Consider the following 19,959-nt stretch of genomic DNA (forward strand, 5'->3'; position numbering starts at 1 on the left):
CTCCTTCGCGTGGTCGGGTGGTCCGGGCGCCCCGCCCGGGCCGTCCGAACGGGCTGGGGACGACAGTACCGCTGCGCGGCTCAGACCAGCCGGACCACCATGGGCGAGATGCCGGCCATGCGGACGGGCGAGATCTTCACGACGTCCCCCGACTGGGGGGCCTCGACCATCTTGCCGTCGCCGAGGTACAGCGCCACGTGGCCAGGCCAGAACAGCATGTCGCCCCGCTGGCGGGTGGCCACCGGGTACTGCGGGCCGGCGGTGTACTGGTAGCCCGTGTAGTGCGGCAGGGCCTTCCCGATTCCGGCGAACGCGTAGATCATCAGGCCGGAGCAGTCGAATCCGATCTTGTTGTAGTCGCCGTGACTGTCGGCGACGCCGCCGTCGCGGATGCCGCGGGTGGGCCCGTTCGCGTCTCCCCCTCCCCAGGCGTACGGGACGCCGAGCTGGGAGAGCGCGCGGTTGACGACGGTCTCCACCCTGGCGTTGCCCGAGGGCGTGCCCGGGTCCCCGCCGTGGCCGGTGCCCGGGGACGCGGGTCCCTGGGCGATCGACCCGAGGTCGGCGCGGCCGATCGCGTCGGCGACCTGCTGGACGATCGCCTCCGTGTCGCCGCGGATGCCCGCGTCGACGGCGGCACCCACGCTGCCCGCGTCGACAGCGCCTCCCACCGCCCCGCCGAGAGCGCGGGTGGCCTGGTCCGACGACCCGCCGGCGAACTGGCGCACGGCGCCGAGGTCGAGGTGGGCGGGTAGGGCGGACGCGATGTCGGCAGCCTGCTCGCCCGCCCCCGGATCGGCGGCGAGGACATGCAGGGCCTCGGCGCGCATCGCCTCGGCCTCGGCATCGATCCCCGGGGCGGGGCCCGACGGGGGCCCCGCCGGCGTGGCCCCGGACTCCGCGAGCGCGGCGCGGTGGTTCTCGAGTTCGCGGGTCAGCGCCGCGACCCGCTCCTCCAGTCCGGCGACCTCGGCGGCGACCCTGGACACCTCCGACTCGGCGGCGTCGCGACGGGCGGCGGCGTCGGAGTACCGCTGCTGTGCCGCGTCGCGGGCGGTGACCGCCTCGGCCTCCCGGCGGGCGGCCTCGTCGGCCGCGGCGACCATCTCCCCGACCACGTGACGCTGGTCGGCCGCCGCGCGACGGAGGTACTCCTGGCGCAGGCCGGCCTCGCCGGGCCCGCCCGGGTCGAGGATCGCCGACGCGGCGCCGGGAGCTGTGCCCTGCCGGTGAAGCAGTCGCGAGTAGTCGTCGAGTGTGCTGCGGGCGGACTCGACACCGGAGTCGGCCTGCGCGCGCTCGGCGGACGTGCGATCGGCCTCGGCGATCGCGCGATCGAGGTCGACCCGGGCCATCTGGAGATCGACGAGGGTCTTGTTCACGCCCTCGCGCTTGACCGCGATCGACTCGCGGGTGCCGTCCAGCCTCGCGGTGGCGTCGGCGACGGCCCGGATGAGACCCGAGATGTCGCCCGGGGCGACGGCGGAGACACCCTGCGCACCCGCGGCCGGGGGGTGCAGCAGCCCGGAGGCCGTTCCCAACACGAGCGCCGCGGCCAGGGCCGCACGCCCTGCCGCCCTCGACGGGCTCTTCGGTGGCCGTGCCACCGGGGCACGGCGGGACGAATGCTCAGGCTCCACGTTTCACCTTCCGCTGACCGCACCGGGGTGCGGCTGACCGCGCGCCCCGCACGGCGGGACGCGTGACCGGGGCGGCGCGGGCTCCGGTGATGCCTTCCCCTGCGCCACTGGAGTTCGTTACCGCCTCGGGAGAACCGATGGTTCCTTATGCACCGTAAGTCACAGCGAACACATGTGAAACAGCGGGCAGCAAAATACACTGCTGTAACTCAATGCACAGTTGTGTCCGCGGCGTGTCCGCGGCGTGTCAGTAGACGCGTGTTAGTGGGCGCGTCGGCGCAAGGCGACCGCGAAGGCGACCATCGCCACCACGGCCAACACCAGGGTCACCGCCGTGACGGTCCCCCACGGCGGGGTCGGCGCCGTGACCTTGTGCGCGAAAACCGCGGCGGAGGCGACGGGGTCGAACTCCTCCCACGCGTCGTCCTGGCCCGCCTCGAGCCGGTGCCGCGGGATCGTGTCGCTGGAGCTGCCGATGAAGGCGGGTGTGCGGACGAGGATCGTGCCCTCGTACTCCTCGTTGAGGAACGTCGCCACGTCGCGCGCGTCCGTGTAGACCGCCGCGGGGGCCTCCGTGTAGACCACTTTCAGGTCGAGGCCGCGATCCGCCGCCTCCTCGACCACCGTCCGCAGACCCTCGACGAAGGGCTCCGGGGCCGACACCCCGTCGTCGGCGAGATCCGCCACGACCGCCGGGAAGTCCAGCCACTGCGGGACCTCGTTCTCGCCCAACGACGGGATCGGCCCGGCCTCGCGGGCGAGCGTCATCACGGCATCGTCGGGGTTGTCCACGCCCGATATGGTGCCATCTCGTCGTCGTCGCACCGAACCCACGCGCCGACGGCGCGACAACCGCAGTGCCGTTCCCACGTTCGGGCGCGCCGAGTTTATACAGAACGTCCGTACTGGTAAATTGGGGGCCGCAGACGGATGGCAGGGTCCACAATGGACCGTGTGTCCGCCCCGGCGCCGCCGCCCGACACACTCGAGGTGACGGCTCCGGGTGGGATGACGAATCGACATAGACACCACGAGTGGAGCTGACGTGACAGCAAGCATTGACAGCTTCGGCGCCAAGGGGACCCTTGAGGTCGGCGACGAGGCCTACGACATCTACCGCCTGTCGGCGGTCCCGGGAGCGGAGAAGCTCCCTTACTCCCTCAAGGTCCTCACCGAGAACCTCCTGCGCACCGAGGACGGCAAGAACGTCACCAAGGCGCACATCGACGCCCTGGCGAACTGGGATCCCAACGCCGACCCGGACACCGAGATCCAGTTCACGCCCGCCCGCGTGATCATGCAGGACTTCACCGGCGTGCCCTGCATCGTCGACCTCGCCACGATGCGCGAGGCCGTCGAGAAGCTCGGCGGCGACCCGGACAAGGTCAACCCCCTCGCCCCCGCCGAGATGGTCATCGACCACTCCGTCATCATCGAGTCGTTCGGTGACCATAGCTCGTTCGACAAGAACGTCGAGATCGAGTACCAGCGCAACGAGGAGCGCTACCAGTTCCTCCGCTGGGGCCAGGGCGCGTTCGACGACTTCAAGGTCGTCCCCCCTGGCACCGGCATCGTCCACCAGGTCAACATCGAGTACCTGGCCCGCACGGTCATGGTCCGCGACGGCGTCGCCTACCCCGACACCTGCGTGGGCACCGACTCCCACACCACCATGGAGAACGGCCTCGGCGTCCTCGGCTGGGGCGTCGGCGGTATCGAGGCCGAGGCCGCCATGCTCGGCCAGCCGATCTCCATGCTCATCCCCCGCGTCGTGGGCTTCAAGCTCACCGGCTCGATCAAGCCCGGCGTGACCGCCACCGACGTGGTCCTCACGATCACCGAGATGCTGCGCAAGCACGGCGTCGTCGGCAAGTTCGTCGAGTTCTACGGTGCCGGCGTCGCCGCCGTGCCGCTCGCCAACCGCGCCACCATCGGCAACATGAGCCCGGAGTTCGGCTCCACCTGTGCCATGTTCCCGATCGACGGCGAGACCATCGACTACCTGCGCCTCACGGGCCGCGACGAGGAGCAGCTCGCTCTGGTCGAGGCCTACGCCAAGGAGCAGGGCATGTGGCTCGACCCCGAGGCCCCCGAGCCCGCCTTCTCGGAGTACCTCGAGCTGGACCTCGGCGACGTGGTGCCGTCGATCGCCGGCCCCAAGCGCCCGCAGGACCGCATCGAGCTGTCCGACTCCAAGAGCGCGTTCCGCAAGGACATCCACAACTACGTCGGCGACGACGCCACGACGCTCGAGGACACCCAGAAGGGCTCCACGCAGTACGGTGACGCCCCGGCCGAGGGTGCCACGCTCGTCCACGCCGAGGAGGGCTCCGTCCGCGCCGACGCCTCCGCCGGCGCCGAGGGCCGGCCCTCCAAGCCGGTCGAGGTCACCATCGAGGGCCGGGAGATGGTGCTCGACCACGGCATCGTCTCGATCGCGTCGATCACCTCGTGCACCAACACGTCCAACCCGTCGGTCATGATCGGCGCGGGCCTGCTCGCCCGTAAGGCCCACGAGAAGGGCCTGACCGCCAAGCCGTGGGTCAAGACCTCGATGGCCCCGGGCTCGCAGGTCGTCACCGAGTACTACGAGCGCGCCGGCCTGTGGCCGGACCTGGAGGCCCTCGGCTTCCACCTCGTGGGCTACGGCTGCACCACCTGCATCGGTAACTCCGGCCCGCTGCCGGAGGAGATCTCCAACGCGATCCAGGAGAACGACCTCACCGCGACCGCCGTCCTGTCCGGCAACCGCAACTTCGAGGGCCGGATCAACCAGGACGTCAAGATGAACTACCTGGCGTCCCCGCCCCTGGTCATCGCGTACGCGATCGCCGGCACGATGGACTTCGACTTCGAGAACGACTCGCTGGGCAAGGACCACGACGGCAACGACGTGTTCCTCAAGGACATCTGGCCCACCTCCGAGGAGATCGAGGAGACCATCAAGGCCTCCATCTCGTCGAACGAGTACAAGTCCAAGTACGCCGACGTGTTCGCCGGTGACGAGCGCTGGCGCGGCCTCGACACCCCCGACGGCAAGACCTTCGAGTGGGACGAGAAGTCGACCTACGTCCGCAAGGCCCCGTACTTCGACGGCATGGAGATGGAGCCGGAGCCCGTCAAGGACATCAAGGGCGCCCGCGTCCTGGCCAAGCTCGGCGACTCGGTCACCACCGACCACATCTCGCCGGCCTCGACCATCAAGCCGGGCACCCCGGCGGCGCAGTACCTCGACGCCAACGGTGTGGAGCGCAAGGACTACAACTCCTTCGGTTCCCGCCGCGGCAACCATGAGGTCATGATCCGCGGCACCTTCGCCAACATCCGTCTGCAGAACCAGCTGCTGGACGGCGTGACGGGCGGATACACCCGCGACTTCACCCAGGAGGGTGCGCCGCAGGCGTTCATCTACGACGCCGCGCAGAACTACGCCGAGAAGGACATCCCGCTGGTCGTGCTCGGCGGCAAGGAGTACGGCACCGGCTCCTCGCGTGACTGGGCCGCCAAGGGCACCCGCCTGCTCGGCGTCCGCGCTGTGATCACCGAGTCGTTCGAGCGCATCCACCGCTCCAACCTCATCGGCATGGGTGTCATCCCGCTGCAGTTCCCCGAGGGCGAGTCCCACGAGACCCTCGGTCTGGACGGCACGGAGACCTTCGACATCACGGGCATCGAGGAGCTGAACAACGGCACCACGCCCAAGACGGTCAAGGTCACCGCGACCAAGGAGGACGGCTCCACCGTCGAGTTCGACGCCACCGTGCGCATCGACACCCCCGGTGAGGCGGACTACTACCGCAACGGCGGCATCCTGCAGTACGTGCTGCGCAACATGATCAAGGGCTGATCCCCTCACACATCGACGGCGGTGCGCGGTACTCCCTGAATCGGGCGAGGAACTGCGCACCGCCGCGGTGTATCCGCGAGAAAGGTTGTGAGATGCCCAGGGTCAGCCAGGACCACATGGACGCCCGCCGCCGGCAGATCCTGTCCGGCGCCCGTGAGTGTTTTGCCGAGTACGGGTTCGAGGGGGCCACCGTGCGCCGGCTGGAGGAGGCCACCGGCATGAGCCGCGGCGCCATCTTCCACCACTTCGACGACAAGGACGCCCTCTTCCTCGCCCTGGCCCACGACGACGCCGCGGCGATGGCCGCGACCGTCGCCGAGCAGGGCCTCGTTCAGGTCATGCGGGAGATCCTCGCCGACCCCCAGGAGTTCTCCTGGCTCGGCACGCGGCTGGAGATCGCCCGCCGGATCCGGACGGACCCGGAGTTCCGGGAACGGTGGACGGACCGGCAGGCGGAGGTCGACGCGGCGATCGTCGCTCGACTCCGCGAGCAGAAGGCCTCCGGTCGGATGCGCACTGACATCCCGGCCGACGTTCTGCGCGTCTACCTCGACATCATCCTCGACGGACTCATCACGCACCTGGCCACCGGCCGCGGCACCGAGCACGTCAGCGAGATGCTGGACCTTGTGGAGGCGTCGCTGCGCACCGGCCAGGGGTGACACCGCGCGCCGGGGCGTACGTTGTAGCGCATGAGCACACCCCAGACGTACGTCCCGACGATCGAACTGAACGACGGGCGGTCGATCCCGCAACTCGGGTTCGGCACGTTCCAGGTCCCGCCCGCGGACACCGAGAAGGTGGTCACCGACGCCATCGAGGTCGGGTACCGGCACCTCGACACCGCGCAGATGTACGGCAACGAGGAGGGCGTGGGCCGGGCGGTGGCCGCCTCCGGGATCCCGCGCGAGCAGTTCTGGATCACGACCAAGCTCAACAACACCTTCCACGAGCGCACGGCCGCCCGTGAGGCCACCGAGCGGTCGCTCGAGGCGCTCGGCGGCCGGATCGACCTGTACCTCGTCCACTGGCCGCTGGCCATGCACGACGATGTCGCGCGGGTCTGGGAGGCCATGGAGGAGATCCGCTCCGACCTGCCCGTCGACTCGATCGGCGTCTCCAACTTCACGGAGGCGAACCTCGCCCGTCTCGCCGATGCCGGGCTGAGCACCCCGACGGTCAACCAGATCGAATCGAACCCCTACTTCGTCAACGACGAGCTCCGCGCCGCGTGTGTCGAGCGCGGGATCGCCGTTGAGGCGTGGAGCCCGCTCGCCCAGGGATCGGTCTTCGGCGACCCGCAGCTCACGGCTCTGGCCGAGCAGGTCGGGCGCACCGTTTCCCAGGTGGTGCTGCGGTGGGTCCTGCAGCGCGGGGATATCGTGTTCCCCAAGTCGTCCAGCCCGGCGCGGATGCGTGAGAACCTCGAGCTGTTCGACTTCGAGCTGACCGACGAGCAGATGGCCTCGGTCTCGGCGCTGCACAACGGCACGCGTTCCGGCCCGGACCCGGACGTCTTCGACTGGCGCGGCTGAACCACACCGGATCCGTCGGCGAAGTCCGGCGGGACGGCGGCCGCGGGTCCTAGAGTCGGTCCATGACCACCACCGACGCGGCCGACGCGCCCGACCGGGTAGCGCGCGACCGCGCCACCACGGCCCCGGTCCTGGCCTCGTACGCAGCGGGCAGCCTGGGCACGGGCGCGTTCGGCACGCTGCCCGGCCTGGTGTTGGCCTACTACCTCACCGACTCGATCGGGGTCGCCGCGGCGGTGGCGACGGTGCTCGTGTTGGTGCCCAAGGTCGTCGACGTGCTCGCCTATCCCCTCATCGGGGCGATCTCCGACCGCGCGTCGCACCGCACCGGCTACCGCACGGGCCTGATGCTGTCCGGCGCCCTGGCGCTCCCGGTGCTGTTCGTCGCGACGTTCGCCGCGCCGACGGGCTGGAGCACGGGTGCAGCGGGCGTGTGGGTGATGGGCTTCTTCCTGCTGGCCTCGCTCGCGTACTCGTGTTTCCAGGTGCCGTACCTCGCGCTGCCGGCCGAGCTCACCGAGGACGCCGCCGCCCGCGTGACGGTGTTGGCGTGGCGGGTGGCGGTGCTCGCCGCGGCGATTCTGCTCACCGGCGGTGGCGGCCCGGCACTGCGGGACGCGGCCGGCGGCGGGGCGACCGGGTACGTGGTGATGGCCGCGGGCGTTGCGGCGCTCATGCTGATGGGGATGTTGTGGTCCACGTTCGTGGCCGGTCGCCGCACGATCATGCGCGCCGACGCGCCCGCGGGCGGCCTCGCCCACGAGTACCGCGACGGCCTCGACGCGCTGCGGACCACCCGACCGTTCCGGCTGCTGGTGGTGGTGTTCTGCCTGCAGGCGGTGGCCACGGCGGTGATGCTCGCGGGCGGTCAGTACGTGGCGACGTACGTGCTGGGCGACGAGACCGCGCTGACCGGACTGTTCCTGGCGCTCGTGGGGCCGGCGTTGCTGGTGATGCCGCTGTGGGCGCGGCTCGCGCACGCGCGGGGCAAGGTGCCGGCGCTCGCCGCGGCGACGGCCCTGTTCACGGTGGCCACCCTCCTGCTCGTCCCGGCCGGCGTCGCGCCCGGTGGGTGGGTGCACGTGCCGGTTGCGTTGGCGGGCGTCGCGTACGCGGGCATGCAGGCGCTGCCGATGTCGATGCTGCCCGACTGCACCGACCTGGACCGCACCTTGGGGGGACGACGACGAAGTGGCGCCATGAGCGGCCTGTGGACGGCCTCCGAGACGGGCGCGATGGCGTTGGGTCCGGTGGTCGTCCTCGCCCTGTTGGCGGTCGGTGGTTTCCGCTCCGGCGGGGTGGCCGATCAGCCCGGGTCGGCGCACTGGGCGATCGTCCTGGCGTTCTCCCTGGTCCCCGCGATCCTCGCGGCGGCGAGCCTGCTGCTGATCCGGACCCTCGGCAGGTCCTATCCCCGATGGACGGAGCGCGCATGACCCCCGACCCCCTGGCCCTGGAGATCGCCGACCGCGGAGAGCACGCCCTGGCCCGGTTGGCCGCGCTGCGGGCACAGGACCCACCCACGACCGGTGGGCGGGTCCTCAGTTACGTCTACGACTCCGGGCTCGAGGAGCTCGACGAGCTGGCCACCCGCGCGGCGCGGCTCGCGCACGGCGTCAACGGTCTGGATCCCACGGTGTTCGCCTCGGTCGCCGAGATCCACGGCGGGATCGTCGACCGCGTCCGCGCGATCCTCGGTGGTGCGCCCGGCGGCGCTGCACGTGGTGGCGATGCGGCCGGTGGCGATGCGGCCGACGGCGGTGAGGTCTACGGCAGCGTCACCTCCGGCGGGACCGAGAGCTGCATCCTCGCCTGTCTCGCCGCCCGCGAGGTCTCGGGCCGCGAGCCCGGAAGCGGTGGCACGATCGTCGCTCCCGTCACCGCGCACGCCGCGTTCCGCAAGGCCGCCCACCTGCTGGGACTGCGCTTCGTGGGCGTCGAGGTGGACCCGTCGACGGGGCGGGTCACCGCGGAGGAGTTGCTCGCCGCGGTCGACGAGCACACCTTGCTGGTCGTGTGCTCGGCCCCGGCCTACCCGAACGGGGTGATCGACCCGGTCGCCGAGGTCGCCGCCGGACTCGAGGCGCACCACGATCCGCGGATCGGGTTGCACGTCGACGCCTGCCTCGGCGGTCTGGTGCTGCCGTACTGGCCCTCGACCGAGAGGACCGGACAGTCCGAGTCGGCCGAGCCGGACGGAGCCGCGCGGTGGGACATGCGCGTCCCGCGCGTGACGAGCATCTCGGCGGATCTCCACAAGTACGGCTTCGCCCCCAAGGGCACCTCGGTTCTGCTCAGCCGCGGCCGGGAGCGCCACCGCGCCGCGTGGTTCGCCACCGTGGACTGGCCGGGCTACCCCGTGGTCAACCCCACGCTCGCCGGGTCGAAGCCCCTCGAACCCGCCGCCGCGGCGTGGACGGTCCTCGAGGCCCTGGGCGACGACGGGCAGCGGGAACTCGTCGCCCGCACCGCCCGCGCCACCGATCGCCTGGTCGAGGGATTGTCCGCCATCGAGGGACTCCGTGTTCTCGACCGCGACCCCGGCCCACTCATCGCAGTCGCCGCCGACGACACCGTCGATGATGGCCGACGCGTCCACCCCCACCTCTGGGCCGACGCCTGCGGTCGGAGGGGCATCTCCGTCCAGGCGCAGCCGGCCCACCGCCAGGAGCGGGGCGCCTTGTCGTCGTCGTCCCATCTCACCGTCACCCCGGTGACCGAACGGCTGGTCGACGACATCCTCCTGGTGGCGCGCGAGGCCGCCGACGAGGTACGCGGTCAGGGCGCGCCGACGCCTGCGGCGGCGTTCGGCGACGTCCTCGCCGCGCTGGACTCCGGTGCCCTCTCCCCCGGCGATCTGCTCGCGCTACCGGAGGACGACGTACACGCCATCGTGTCGGGGGTCCTCTCGGACGCGCCCGACGACGGAGCGGGCGGCGGGATGGCCCCGCTCATGGCGGCGATCGAACGCCTCCCCGCCGACGTCGGGGCCCGGCTCGTCCGCGCCTACCTCGCGGCCGTCATGGAGTGAGCAGACGAGAACCGCCCCCCGACTCGAGGTCGAGGGGCGGTGCGCCGTGCGGGGTGCGTCAGACGAAGACCGCGATCGCGACGTTGACGATGCCGAGCACGCCGGCGACGTGGGCCAGCGTCGCGGTGGTGCCCTGCGCGCGGGCCTCCTTGCGGACGCCGAGGATGGCCACCACCAGGATGGCGATCGCGATGACCAGCTTGATGCCGATCTTCATGTGGTTGACATCCACGTCGTCCATCTCCCGCAGGCCCACCAGCAGCAGGCCGGTGACCACCTGCAGGATTGCGCCGTGCAGGATCGCCTTGTTGACGTGGGGCGCCTTGATGGTCGCCAGCCAGCCGCCGATGATGCCCGCCAGGCCGATGAAGTGCAGGATGAGCACGATGTTGAAGACGATGTCCATACGGCGATTCTCTCAGGTCGGAGGGACATAAGCCTGCTTAGGGTGGCCTATGTGACCGGCGTCTCGGCGGGCCTGCGTCGGAACGGACAGGCGCAGTGGGCTAGTGGGCATCTCCGTTAGTTCGTCGGGGGTCGGTGATCCAGGCGGTGGGGTCGCCGAGATAGAGGCCGCAGGCGGTGTCGAGGGCTTCTGCGGGAGTGCCTGAGGGCCATCCGTTTGGCAGGGCGGCTTGCTGGTAGTCGTCGTGGCTGGCGCGGTAGATCGCAAAACCCCACTGGCTGGCTGATCCGGCGTAGCGCAGTCGGCAGAGCTTGACTTCGTCCCCGTCGGTCAAGGTGGCATCGATGTAGGCGAATCCGGCCCGGTAGCGGGTGTGCAGGGCCTGGATCTGGGGCCACCGTTCGGCAGCGCGGGCCAGGAGTTTCTGTCGCAGTGAGGTCTGTGTCGAGTCGGGGATCTTGGCCATGGTCTCCATCATCGCCGCCGCCGTTTCTCGCCCTCGACTTTCGGCTTGTTCCGGCGTGGCGGCTTGGCGGGCGCCGCTGGGTGCGTCAGAAATGAACATGCCTCCCACCAGCGCCGTTATCGTCATCCTGTCCGGCAAAGAACGCGACGTGCTGACCCGCCGCGCGCACGCTGCTCGTTGTGCGCACCGCGATGTACTGCGAGCCCGGATCGTCCTGGCGGCCGCTGCCGGTGATGCCAACGCTGCGATCGCCCGCGAGGTCGGGGTGTGCGAAGACACGGTGCGCCAGTGGCGGCATCGGTTCTGCACCGAGCGCCTGGAGGGTCTCAAAGATCGGCCCCGCTCGGGACGACCGCGAGTGTTCACCCCCGTCGAGGTCGCCCAGGTCAAAGCGTTGGCGTGTACGCGCCCGGCTGACCACGGTCTGCCACTGACCAGATGGTCGGCCGCCGAGTTGAGAGCCCACGCCGTGGCCACAGGGCTGGTGCGCCCCGTGGCGTCGGCGACGATCGGGCGCTGGCTGGCCGCAGATGCGATCAAGCCGTGGCAGCACCGGTCGTGGATTTTTCCCCGCGACCCCGACTTCGCCGTCAAGGCCGCCCGGGTGCTGGACCTGTACCACCGGCGCTGGAACGGCGTTGCTCTCGGCGACGATGAGTACGTCATCAGTGCGGACGAAAAATCACAGCTCCAAGCCCTCAAACGCCGTCACGCCGAGACTCCCGCCAGGCCCGGTCAGCCGCGGCGCGTGGAGTTCGAGTACCGCCGCGGTGGGACGTTGGCCTACTTCGCCGCCTACGACGTCCACCAGGCCCGCGTGATGGGGATGACCGCACCCAAGACAGGGATCGCCCCGTTCACCGAACTGGTCGAGCAGGTGATGACCCAAGAGCCATACGCATCCGCGAAGCGAGTGTTCTGGGTCGTCGACAACGGCTCATCCCACGCAGGTCAGGCCTCGAAAGACCGGATGCGTCATGCGTTTCCCAACGCGGTCCTGGTGCACCTTCCGGTGCACGCCTCGTGGCTCAACCAGGTCGAAATCTACTTCTCGATCCTGCAGCGCAAAGCCATCGCCACCGGCGACTTCGCAGACCTCGACGATCTCGCCGCACGCATCCTCGCGTTCCAGGATCGCTACAACCGAAGCGCCGAACCGTTCGGCTGGAAGTACACCCGCGACGACCTCAACCGCCACCTCGACCGCCTCAACAACGACGGCACCCTCCGCGCAGCATGACCCCCGACGAACTAACGGAGATGCCCACTAGCGGGCCAGGGTCAGTCGGCGTCCCGTCGCGGCAGAACCACCACCGGACAATGCGCGTGCGGCACGACGTGCTGGCTCACCGATCCCAGCAACATGCCCGCGAAGCCGCCGCGCCCGCGCGACCCCACGACGACGAGCCGGGCATCCCGCGACGCCGCGACGATCGACTCGGCCGGGTGGCCGCGCATGACGAGCTGCTGCACGACGGCGTCCGGCCCGAGCGTGTCACGCACGGTGTCGGCCAGCACCTGCCGCGCCTGCTCCTCCAGTTTCTTGGGCGACTCCGCCCCGGACATCGCGTACGGGCCGAACACCGGCGCGACGTCGAACGCGGTCAGCGCGATCAACGGCGCATCGACCGTGCGGGCGTAGTCGGCCGCCCAGATCAGTGCCCGCCGGGAATCGGGGCCGCCGTCCACTCCGACGACGACTGGTCCTGTATCCATGAGCGCTCCTCCTTCGACGAGTTCGTCGCCGGCGCTGGACATGTCGTGCACCGACGACACCTCCCACCGTAGACGGGATTGAAGGGACGGGCGGAGTTACGCGAGTTCGACGGTCGCATGCGCGAACGTCGCGTGCCCTCGCTGCGCTCGGTTACGCGAGTTCGACGATCTCCATGTACTCCTGACTCCACAAGTCCTCCGTGCCGTCCGGCAGGATGATGACCCGCTCCGGCTCCAGCGCCTCCACGGCGCCCGGATCGTGGGTGACCAGGACGACCGCACCCTCGTAGGTGCGCAGGGCGTCGAGGACCTGCTCACGAGAGATCGGGTCGAGGTTGTTGGTGGGCTCGTCCAGCAGCAGCACATTGGCCGCGGACGACACCAGGCCCGCCAGCGCCAGACGCGTGCGCTCACCGCCGGACAGGGTGCCGGTGGGCTGCTCCAGTTGCGGGCCGGAGAACATGAACGCGCCCAGCAGGCCGCGCAGGTCCTGCTCCCCCGCGTCCGGCGCGGCGTGGCGGATGTTCTCCCACACGGTCGCGTCCATGTCCAGGGTGTCGTGCTCCTGGGCGAAGTAGCCGATCTTGAGCCCGTGGCCGGTCACCACGCCGCCCTCGCCGTCGGTGCGCTCCACGCCGGCGAGCAGCTTGAGCAGGGTTGTCTTGCCGGCACCGTTGTAGCCCAGCACGACCACGCGGCTGCCCTTGTCGATCGCCAGGTCGACACCGGCGAACACCTCGAGCGAGCCGTACATCTTGGTCAGACCCTTGGCGAACAGCGGCGTCTTGCCGCACGCGGCCGGCGTGGGGAACTTGATGTGCGCGACCTTGTCGGCCACGCGCACCTCGTCGAGTTCGTTCATCATGGTCTCGGCGCGGCGGATCATCTGCTTGGCGGCGGCGGCCTTGGTGGCCTTGGCGCCGAGCTTGGCGGCCTGCTGCTTGAGCGCAGAGGCCTTCTTCTCTGCGTTCGCGCGCTCGCGGCGGCGACGCGCCTCGTCGGTGGCGCGCGCGTCGAGGTACTTCTTCCAGCCCATGTTGTAGGCGTCGATCTCCCCGCGCACGGCGTCGAGAAACCACACCTTGTTCACCACGGCCTCGAGCAGCTCCACATCGTGGGAGATGATGATGAGCCCGCCCTCGTGCTTCTCCAGGAACTGGCGCAGCCACGTGATGGAGTCGGCGTCGAGGTGGTTGGTGGGCTCGTCGAGCAGGAGCATGGTCTGCGACTTGCCGGCGCCGTCGGAGGCGGCGAAGAGGATCCGGGCCAGCTCCACGCGGCGGCGCTGACCGCCCGAGAGCGTGCCGAGATTCTGCGTGAGGATCCGGTCCTCCAGACCCAGGCTGCTGCAGATGCGGGCCGCCTCGCTCTCGGCCTCGTACCCGCCGCGGGCGGAGAACTCGTCCTCGAGCCGGCCGTACCGGCGCACGGCCTTGTCCATCGCCTTGTCGTCGGGGGCGTCGACCATCTGCTGCTGGGCCGCGGTCATGTCCGCCATGAGGACATCGAGCCCGCGGGCCGAGAGAACGCGGGACCGGGCCAGCTGGTCCATGTTGCCCTCACGCGGGTCCTGCGGCAGGTACCCCAGATCCCCGGTCCGCACGACCTTCCCGGCGTACGGCTCACCCTCGCCGGCGAGGATCCTCATCGTCGTCGTCTTACCCGCGCCGTTCCGTCCCACCAGGCCGATCCGGTCGCCGGGCTGGACCCGCAACGAGGACCCGTCCATGTGGAGCAGGGTGCGCACACCGGCGCGCACCTCCAGGTCGTCGATGGTGATCACGTGCGCGGGTACCTCGCTGTAGCTTTCGGGGAAGAGTCGGCGGCCCGCCCGCTGACGGGTCCGGGCCGACCTGCCACTCTACCTGCGGCGCGAGTGAGCCGACGAGTCCGGTGACGTGGGTCTCCGCGAGCAGAGCGACCACGCCGGGTCGGCGTTCGAGCGGATTCTCCCGCCGCGCTTCGTTCGCTGCGGTCTGTGGGCGGCCTTCCAGGCGTCCACTGTGTGCAGCTGCTCCCGGCCCTGGCTCATCGCTCCCGCCCGTGCATTCCCGCCCGGCGCGGCCGCGTCGCGATTCCGCACAGCCGCTCGTCTGCCTGGCGTCTCGCTCGTGCAGATGTCCACGACAGCCCTCCTCGCCCCTCACGATGGCGTCTCGCCCGCGCATCGGGGCAGGCCAGGCGCCATCGTGAGGGGCGGCTGCGAAAGCTCAGCCCGCGCGTCGCCCGTAGAGGTTCTGCACACAGCGGCCGAGCCGCCCTCGATCGTCCGAGATCAGCGTGTCGGTGAGCACTCCCTGACCGGGCCCGCCGACGGTCTCGCTGTCCAGGTGCACCCAGCCGGGCTCGGGGTCGCGGTGCAGCGAGACCACGAGGTCGCAGTTGACCGCCGGGTGACTCAGCGGATCGCTGGCCAGGGACACCCCGCTGGCGGAGTCGGCCACCACCACGGCGTGCTGCCACCCGGTCATCCGCTCCCCCTCGACGAGATCGACGCGCGCACGCCCCCAGGCCCGCGCGGGCCCGAGCTCGTCGCCGCCGCCGGAGACGAAGGAGAAGTCCACGACGGACAGGTAGCCGTCGGCGTGGGCGAAGCTCATCATCGGTCCGCGTTCGCGTGTGGCGGGCACGGGCGGCCCGTCGTGGGGCCCGACCGTCGGGAAGTCGTCGGGTGTCCGGCGCATGCGCCACCCGCGGGCGACGAGCGCGGGCCGGCCGGCCACGGAGGCGCTGGCCTCGAGCAGTTCGACGCTGCGTCCCGGGCGCACGGTGCGGACCTCGATGTCGAGCGGAGCGATGGGAATGGGGCCCAGCACGTCCACCGAGATCCGCGCCAGCCGCAGCGTCGCGTCCGCCTCGAACCTCTCCATCGCCCTCACCAGCAGCGCGCTCGGCGGCCCGGCGTGCTGGGATTCGGCGGACCACGGGCCCGCGGTGAGCGCGGTCGACCCGAAGCGACCGTGGTCCATCTGCTGGTAGAAGGCGCCGGACATGGGTTCCTCTCGCGCGACGGTAGTGTCAGTTCGTATGAAGGCTACGGGTGGCGGGTTGTTCGACGTGGCCGTCGTCGGGCTCGGCCCCGCCGGCCGCGCGCTCGCCTCCCGCTGCGCCGCAGACGGTCTCACGGTCCTGGCTCTCGACCCGCGGCCCGACGCGCCGTGGCATCAGACCTTGTCGGTGTGGACCGACCAGGTGCCGCCGTGGCTGCGTCCGAAAGTGTGTGGGATCGACGTGCTCGCGCACCGGGTCTCCTCCCCCGCCCTGTACGCGCCCGGGCGCGCGGTGCTCCACCGCGAGTACGCGGTGCTCGACAACGACGCACTGCGGCGCGCCCTCCCGCTCGGGGCGGGGGTCACCGTGGAGCGGAAGGCGATCGACGACGAGGCACTGCCTGCCCTGACCGCCCGGGCCCACCGCGTGGTGGACTGCCGCGGCGCGGGGGGCCGGCTCAACTCGGGCCCGCTGCAGACGGCCTACGGCATCGTGCTGGACGCCGCCGATGCCGCCCCCGCGCTGGGTGGGGAGGCGGCCCTGTTCATGGACTGGCGCACCGACTACGCGCGTGACGGGAACGACGACGACGAGATCGGCCCCAGCTTCCTGTACGCCATCCCCCTGTCCGCGGATCGGGTTCTGCTGGAGGAGACGTGTCTGGCGGGGCTGCCCGCCCCGGATCCCGCCGTCCTGGCGAGCCGACTGCGCTCGCGCCTGACGGGCCGGGGGGTGCCCAGCGCGGCGATCGACGACCCGCTATCGGTCGAGCGGGTGCACATCCCGCTCCTGCCGCGGCCGGGCGGGCCCGGGAACCCGCTGGTCGAGGCGTTCGGCACCGCGGGCGGGCACGGACACGCGGCGACGGGGTATTCGGTGGCCGCGATGCTCGCGGCCGTCCCCGCGGCCGTCCTCGCGCTCGGGGCCGGCTACCCGCTTCCCGAGCCGCGGTCCCCCCTGAGCACGACCCTTCACGGTGTTGGCCTGCGGGCGCTGCTCCGTACGGACGACCGGACCCTCCGGGCGCTGTTCGCGGCGTTCGGGCGCCTCGACGGCCGCCGCCAGCGGTGGTTCCTCGACGGGGCGAGCCCCTCGTACCAGGTCGCTGCCGCGATGTGGGACATGTGGGTGACCATGTCCGTGCGCGACAAGGCCGGGATGGTGGCCGCGGTCCTGCGGCGCTCTGCCCGCGGTCCCGCGGCGCTGTCAGGCGTCGCGGGACCGAAACCCGTCGAACGTGAGTAACAGGCCGCCCGGGCGGCGAGCGACGCGGAACATCGACGACAGCGCGACCGCGGCCCCCGCAACGCCGAGGAGTTCGAAGGTCTCCTCGACGTACATCAGTGTGAGGTAGAGAGTCGACGACGCGCCGATCTCGCGGTCGACGAGCCCGGTGAGGCTCTCGATCACGAGCGAGCCGGACAGGAAGACCACGGCCGCCGCGATCAACGAGACGGCGACGCGGCGGTGGAGAGCGAGGACCAGCCTGATGAGCAGACCGCCCACGATCAGGGCGATCACGGCGCCGGGGATCACCCAGTTGTAGTAGGTGTCGAACGGCAGGTACGGGGCCAGCCGGTCCCCCACCACGAAGAGCCGCTCGTGGAGGGCGCCCGCCTCGTCCACGGAGGCGGTCACGGCGACCGCGGAGAAGAGCCACCACGACGAGCGGAAACGGGCGGTGGTGACGGCGGCGAGGGCCGCGAAGGCGCCCACGAGGAGCCAGACCGCCGAGGCGAACCACACGGCCGCGTTGCCCTCGGCACCGATGTCGAAGGCGGTCCACAGCAGGTTCCAGACGTGCCACGGCTGATCGCTGCCAGTGGCGTGCACCATGTAGAGCAGGAAACCCGACAGCGGGGCTAGCAGAAGCGACGGGGGGAACACCAGCCACGCCGTCGCCCGGGTGAGGCGGATTCCTTCGATGACACGCCCGCCCCCACTCTCGGCCTCAGACCGGTCGCCAACAATGTGATCAGCGGATGCGGACATGTCCCCCAGCGTAAATGTCGGCCGAACGGAACCGTAATCGCCGGCGACGACACGGAGACGCCCGCCCCGTCCGGAACGGGGCGGGCGCTCTAGCAGCGGGCACGCGGATCGCGGCGGCGGCGCCGCGAGGAGGGCTACACGGTGAAGCCGATGGCCCTCAGCTGCTCGCGTCCCTCGTCGGTGATCATCTGGGGTCCCCACGGCGGCATCCAGACCCAGTTGAGCTCGAGCTCGTTGACCAGGTCGGAGCCGATGGTCGCGGAGCGGGCCTGGTCCTCGATCACGTCGGTGAGCGGGCAGGCGGCCGACGTCAGCGTCATGTCGATGCGCGCGATCGTCGAACCCTCCGTCTCGCCGGGGCGGACCCAGATGTCGTAGACCAGACCGAGGTCTACGACGTTGATGCCGAGCTCGGGGTCGACCACGTCACGCATGGCCTCCTCGATGTCGGCGACCAGTGCGAGGTCCTCCTCCGACTGCTCGGGCCGGTTGGGGTCCGGGCGGAACTCCCCGTTGTAGGCGGTGCCCGCGGGCGTGTCGTTCTCGGCGGCCGACATGGGGTCGTCGACCGTCGGATCGTTGGCAGGTGTCATCTGCTCGGTCATGTCACATCACTCCTGATGGTGTTCGGTCTGTCGGCCGAGGGCGTCCTTGAACGCCATCCAGCCCAGCAGGGCGCATTTGACGCGCGCGGGGTACCGCGACACCCCGGCCAGGGCCACCGCGTCGTCGAGGACCTCTTCGTCGCCCTCGTCCTGGCCGCGGGAGGAGATCATCGCCTGGAAGGCGTCGACGACCTCCAGTGACTCCTCGACCCGACGGCCCACCAGGAGGTCGGCCATCATCGAGGTCGACGCCTGGCTGATCGAGCATCCCTGTGCGTCGTAGGACACATCCTCCACCGTGGCCAGATCCTCGGACAAGCGCAACCGCAGCGTCAGCTCGTCACCGCACGTCGGGTTGACGTGGTGCACCTCGGCGCCGAAGGGCTCCCGCAGCCCGCTGTGGTGCGGGTGGCGGTAGTGGTCGAGGATGACCTCCTGGTACATCTGCTCGAGTTTCACTTCAGACCACCCCCGTCGACTCCGAAGAACTCCTGGGCACGGCGCAGGGACCGGGCCAACGTCTCGACCTCGTCGAGCGTGTTGTACAGCGCGAACGATGCCCGCACCGTGGACTGGACGCCGAGACGCCGGTGCAGCGGCCACGCGCAGTGGTGGCCCACCCGCACGGCGACGCCGTCGTCGTCGAGCACCTGGCTCACGTCGTGCGCGTGGATGCCGTCCACGACGAAGGAGACCGCGCCGCCACGGGAGACCATGTTCTCCGGTCCGACGATGCGGACGCCCGGGATCTGCTGCAGCGCCTCGAGCGCGGCCACGGTGAGCGCCTCCTCGTGGCGGGCGATGGTCTCCATCCCCACCGATTCGAGGTAGCGCACGGCCGCGGCCAGGCCGACGGCCTGCGACACCATCGGCACGCCGGCCTCGAACCGCTGCGGCGGCTCGGCGAACGTCGACTCCTCCATCGTGACGGTGGAGATCATCGATCCCCCCGTGAGCACGGGCGGCATCGCGTGGAGCAGCTCGCGACGACCGTAGAGGACGCCGATACCGGTGGGGCCGAGCATCTTGTGTCCGGAGAAGGCGGCGAAGTCGACGCCCAGATCGTGGAAGTTGACGGCCATGTGCGGGACGGACTGGCAGGCGTCCAGCACGACCAGCGCGCCGACCTTCCGGGCCGACTCGACCACGCGGGTCACGTCGGTGACCGCGCCGGTCACGTTGGACTGGTGCGTCACGGCGACGACCTTGACGGCGTCGGTGAGCTCGAGCGAGTCGAGGTCGATACGCCCGTCGTCGGTCACGCCGTACCAGCGCAGGGTCGCGCCGGTGCGCCGGCACAGCTCCTGCCACGGCACCAGGTTCGCGTGGTGCTCGAGCTCGCTGATGACGACCTCGTCGCCGGGGCCGACGGCGTGGTCGCCGAACCGCTGGTCCCCCAGGGCGAACGCCACGAGGTTGAGCCCCTCGGTCGCGTTCTTGGTGAAGACCAGCTCGTCCACGTCGGCCCCGACGAACCGCGCGATGTCCGCGCGGGCGCCCTCGTAGGCGTCCGTGGCCTCCTCCGCGAGCTGGTGCGCGCCACGGTGGACCGCGGCGTTGGAGTGCAGGAGGAAGTCCCGCTCGGCGTCGAGCACCGGGGTCGGGCGCTGCGACGTCGCCCCGGAGTCGAGGTAGACCAGGGGCTTTCCGTCACGGACCGTCCGCGACAGGATCGGGAAATCCGCGCGGACTGCTGTCAGGTCGAGGGTCGAGGTCATGTTCTCCCAGCT

The 19,959-nt window shown here is 70.7% G+C and carries 18 protein-coding genes; 7 read left to right on the plus strand and 11 right to left on the minus strand.

Annotation, left to right across the window (positions count from 1 at the left end; all coding sequences use genetic code 11):
- Positions 1 to 80: 80 nt before the first annotated feature.
- Positions 81 to 1,607, minus strand: a complete 1,527-nt coding sequence (locus tag VYL96_RS07990) for an NlpC/P60 family protein (protein ID WP_243699718.1) — start codon at positions 1,605 to 1,607, stop codon at positions 81 to 83.
- A gap of 294 nt (positions 1,608 to 1,901) precedes the next feature.
- The gene (locus VYL96_RS07995; RefSeq protein WP_131885939.1) at positions 1,902 to 2,432 is read right to left on the minus strand and encodes an Rv1476 family membrane protein; all 531 of its coding nucleotides are present in this window, start codon (positions 2,430 to 2,432) and stop codon (positions 1,902 to 1,904) included.
- A gap of 253 nt (positions 2,433 to 2,685) precedes the next feature.
- On the opposite strand from VYL96_RS07995, the gene acnA reads away from it, so the two are divergent.
- The 5 genes from acnA (at position 2,686) to VYL96_RS08020 (ending at position 10,053) form a co-directional block, all read left to right on the plus strand.
- Positions 2,686 to 5,487, plus strand: coding sequence for an aconitate hydratase AcnA (acnA, locus tag VYL96_RS08000; RefSeq protein ID WP_131885938.1), 2,802 nt, complete (start codon positions 2,686 to 2,688; stop codon positions 5,485 to 5,487).
- 92 nt (positions 5,488 to 5,579) lie between these two features.
- Entirely contained in the window at positions 5,580 to 6,149 is a 570-nt protein-coding gene (locus VYL96_RS08005; protein WP_070722533.1) for a TetR/AcrR family transcriptional regulator, read from the plus strand.
- 30 nt (positions 6,150 to 6,179) lie between these two features.
- Positions 6,180 to 7,022 (plus strand): aldo/keto reductase, encoded by an 843-nt coding sequence (locus VYL96_RS08010; RefSeq protein WP_070722531.1) that lies wholly within the window; start codon positions 6,180 to 6,182, stop codon positions 7,020 to 7,022.
- 62 nt (positions 7,023 to 7,084) lie between these two features.
- Positions 7,085 to 8,458, plus strand: coding sequence for an MFS transporter (locus VYL96_RS08015; RefSeq protein WP_131885937.1), 1,374 nt, complete (start codon positions 7,085 to 7,087; stop codon positions 8,456 to 8,458).
- A complete protein-coding gene (locus tag VYL96_RS08020; RefSeq protein ID WP_131885936.1) occupies positions 8,455 to 10,053 on the plus strand; it encodes a pyridoxal phosphate-dependent decarboxylase family protein in 1,599 nt (532 codons plus the stop codon). Before VYL96_RS08015 ends, VYL96_RS08020 begins: the two co-directional genes overlap by 4 nt.
- A gap of 58 nt (positions 10,054 to 10,111) precedes the next feature.
- On the opposite strand, the gene VYL96_RS08025 is transcribed toward VYL96_RS08020, so the two are convergent.
- Complete coding sequence (locus tag VYL96_RS08025) at positions 10,112 to 10,459, minus strand: hypothetical protein (protein WP_131885935.1); 348 nt, start codon at positions 10,457 to 10,459, stop codon at positions 10,112 to 10,114.
- A gap of 100 nt (positions 10,460 to 10,559) precedes the next feature.
- A complete protein-coding gene (locus tag VYL96_RS08030; RefSeq protein ID WP_254425955.1) occupies positions 10,560 to 11,024 on the minus strand; it encodes a hypothetical protein in 465 nt (154 codons plus the stop codon).
- Here VYL96_RS08030 and VYL96_RS08035 point away from each other — a divergent pair.
- Positions 11,023 to 12,165 (plus strand): IS630 family transposase, encoded by a 1,143-nt coding sequence (locus VYL96_RS08035; protein WP_061917901.1) that lies wholly within the window; start codon positions 11,023 to 11,025, stop codon positions 12,163 to 12,165. The genes VYL96_RS08030 and VYL96_RS08035 overlap by 2 nt on opposite strands.
- A 41-nt stretch (positions 12,166 to 12,206) precedes the next feature.
- Here VYL96_RS08035 and VYL96_RS08040 read toward each other — a convergent pair whose 3' ends face one another.
- The 3 genes from VYL96_RS08040 to VYL96_RS08050 form a co-directional block, all read right to left on the minus strand.
- Positions 12,207 to 12,641 carry a universal stress protein gene (locus tag VYL96_RS08040; RefSeq protein WP_131885011.1) on the minus strand — a complete coding sequence of 145 codons (435 nt, stop codon included), beginning with the start codon at positions 12,639 to 12,641 and terminating at the stop codon, positions 12,207 to 12,209.
- Positions 12,642 to 12,792: 151 nt separating this feature from the next.
- Positions 12,793 to 14,424, minus strand: coding sequence for an ABC-F family ATP-binding cassette domain-containing protein (locus VYL96_RS08045; RefSeq protein WP_063973642.1), 1,632 nt, complete (start codon positions 14,422 to 14,424; stop codon positions 12,793 to 12,795).
- 427 nt (positions 14,425 to 14,851) lie between these two features.
- Positions 14,852 to 15,634 (minus strand): thioesterase family protein, encoded by a 783-nt coding sequence (locus VYL96_RS08050; RefSeq protein ID WP_131885012.1) that lies wholly within the window; start codon positions 15,632 to 15,634, stop codon positions 14,852 to 14,854.
- Positions 15,635 to 15,668: 34 nt separating this feature from the next.
- Between VYL96_RS08050 and VYL96_RS08055 the strand changes: the two genes are divergently transcribed.
- A complete protein-coding gene (locus VYL96_RS08055; RefSeq protein ID WP_131885013.1) occupies positions 15,669 to 16,877 on the plus strand; it encodes a lycopene cyclase family protein in 1,209 nt (402 codons plus the stop codon).
- On the opposite strand, the gene VYL96_RS08060 is transcribed toward VYL96_RS08055, so the two are convergent.
- The 4 genes from VYL96_RS08060 to VYL96_RS08075 all read right to left on the minus strand — a co-directional run bounded on the left by VYL96_RS08060 (position 16,839) and on the right by VYL96_RS08075 (position 19,947).
- Positions 16,839 to 17,624, minus strand: coding sequence for a DUF8692 domain-containing protein (locus VYL96_RS08060; protein WP_243699576.1), 786 nt, complete (start codon positions 17,622 to 17,624; stop codon positions 16,839 to 16,841). The genes VYL96_RS08055 and VYL96_RS08060 overlap by 39 nt on opposite strands.
- 134 nt (positions 17,625 to 17,758) lie before the next feature.
- Positions 17,759 to 18,229 (minus strand): metal-sulfur cluster assembly factor, encoded by a 471-nt coding sequence (locus VYL96_RS08065; protein ID WP_007626475.1) that lies wholly within the window; start codon positions 18,227 to 18,229, stop codon positions 17,759 to 17,761.
- Between the two features lie 6 nt (positions 18,230 to 18,235).
- Positions 18,236 to 18,688, minus strand: coding sequence for a Fe-S cluster assembly sulfur transfer protein SufU (gene sufU, locus VYL96_RS08070; protein WP_063935169.1), 453 nt, complete (start codon positions 18,686 to 18,688; stop codon positions 18,236 to 18,238).
- Positions 18,685 to 19,947, minus strand: a complete 1,263-nt coding sequence (locus VYL96_RS08075; protein WP_063973583.1) for a cysteine desulfurase — start codon at positions 19,945 to 19,947, stop codon at positions 18,685 to 18,687. Before VYL96_RS08075 ends, sufU begins: the two co-directional genes overlap by 4 nt.
- Positions 19,948 to 19,959: the final 12 nt, after the last annotated feature.

It is taken from the genome of Dietzia maris, from assembly GCF_036287335.1.
In the GTDB taxonomy this organism is placed as follows: domain Bacteria; phylum Actinomycetota; class Actinomycetes; order Mycobacteriales; family Mycobacteriaceae; genus Dietzia; species Dietzia cinnamea.

What these genes read in the sequence shown, in the direction of transcription:
- VYL96_RS08005 (WP_070722533.1), top strand. Translation starts at nt 5,580, where the DNA reads ATGCCCAGGGTCAGCCAGGACCACATGGACGCCCGCCGCCGGCAGATC.
- VYL96_RS08010 (WP_070722531.1), top strand. Translation starts at nt 6,180, where the DNA reads ATGAGCACACCCCAGACGTACGTCCCGACGATCGAACTGAACGACGGG.
- VYL96_RS08015 (WP_131885937.1), top strand. Translation starts at nt 7,085, where the DNA reads ATGACCACCACCGACGCGGCCGACGCGCCCGACCGGGTAGCGCGCGAC.
- VYL96_RS08020 (WP_131885936.1), top strand. Translation starts at nt 8,455, where the DNA reads ATGACCCCCGACCCCCTGGCCCTGGAGATCGCCGACCGCGGAGAGCAC.
- VYL96_RS08025 (WP_131885935.1), bottom strand. Translation starts at nt 10,459, where the DNA reads ATGGACATCGTCTTCAACATCGTGCTCATCCTGCACTTCATCGGCCTG.
- VYL96_RS08035 (WP_061917901.1), top strand. Translation starts at nt 11,023, where the DNA reads ATGCCTCCCACCAGCGCCGTTATCGTCATCCTGTCCGGCAAAGAACGC.
- VYL96_RS08030 (WP_254425955.1), bottom strand. Translation starts at nt 11,024, where the DNA reads ATGTTCATTTCTGACGCACCCAGCGGCGCCCGCCAAGCCGCCACGCCG.
- VYL96_RS08040 (WP_131885011.1), bottom strand. Translation starts at nt 12,641, where the DNA reads ATGGATACAGGACCAGTCGTCGTCGGAGTGGACGGCGGCCCCGATTCC.
- VYL96_RS08050 (WP_131885012.1), bottom strand. Translation starts at nt 15,634, where the DNA reads ATGTCCGGCGCCTTCTACCAGCAGATGGACCACGGTCGCTTCGGGTCG.
- VYL96_RS08055 (WP_131885013.1), top strand. Translation starts at nt 15,669, where the DNA reads ATGAAGGCTACGGGTGGCGGGTTGTTCGACGTGGCCGTCGTCGGGCTC.
- VYL96_RS08060 (WP_243699576.1), bottom strand. Translation starts at nt 17,624, where the DNA reads ATGTCCGCATCCGCTGATCACATTGTTGGCGACCGGTCTGAGGCCGAG.
- VYL96_RS08065 (WP_007626475.1), bottom strand. Translation starts at nt 18,229, where the DNA reads ATGACCGAGCAGATGACACCTGCCAACGATCCGACGGTCGACGACCCC.
- VYL96_RS08075 (WP_063973583.1), bottom strand. Translation starts at nt 19,947, where the DNA reads ATGACCTCGACCCTCGACCTGACAGCAGTCCGCGCGGATTTCCCGATC.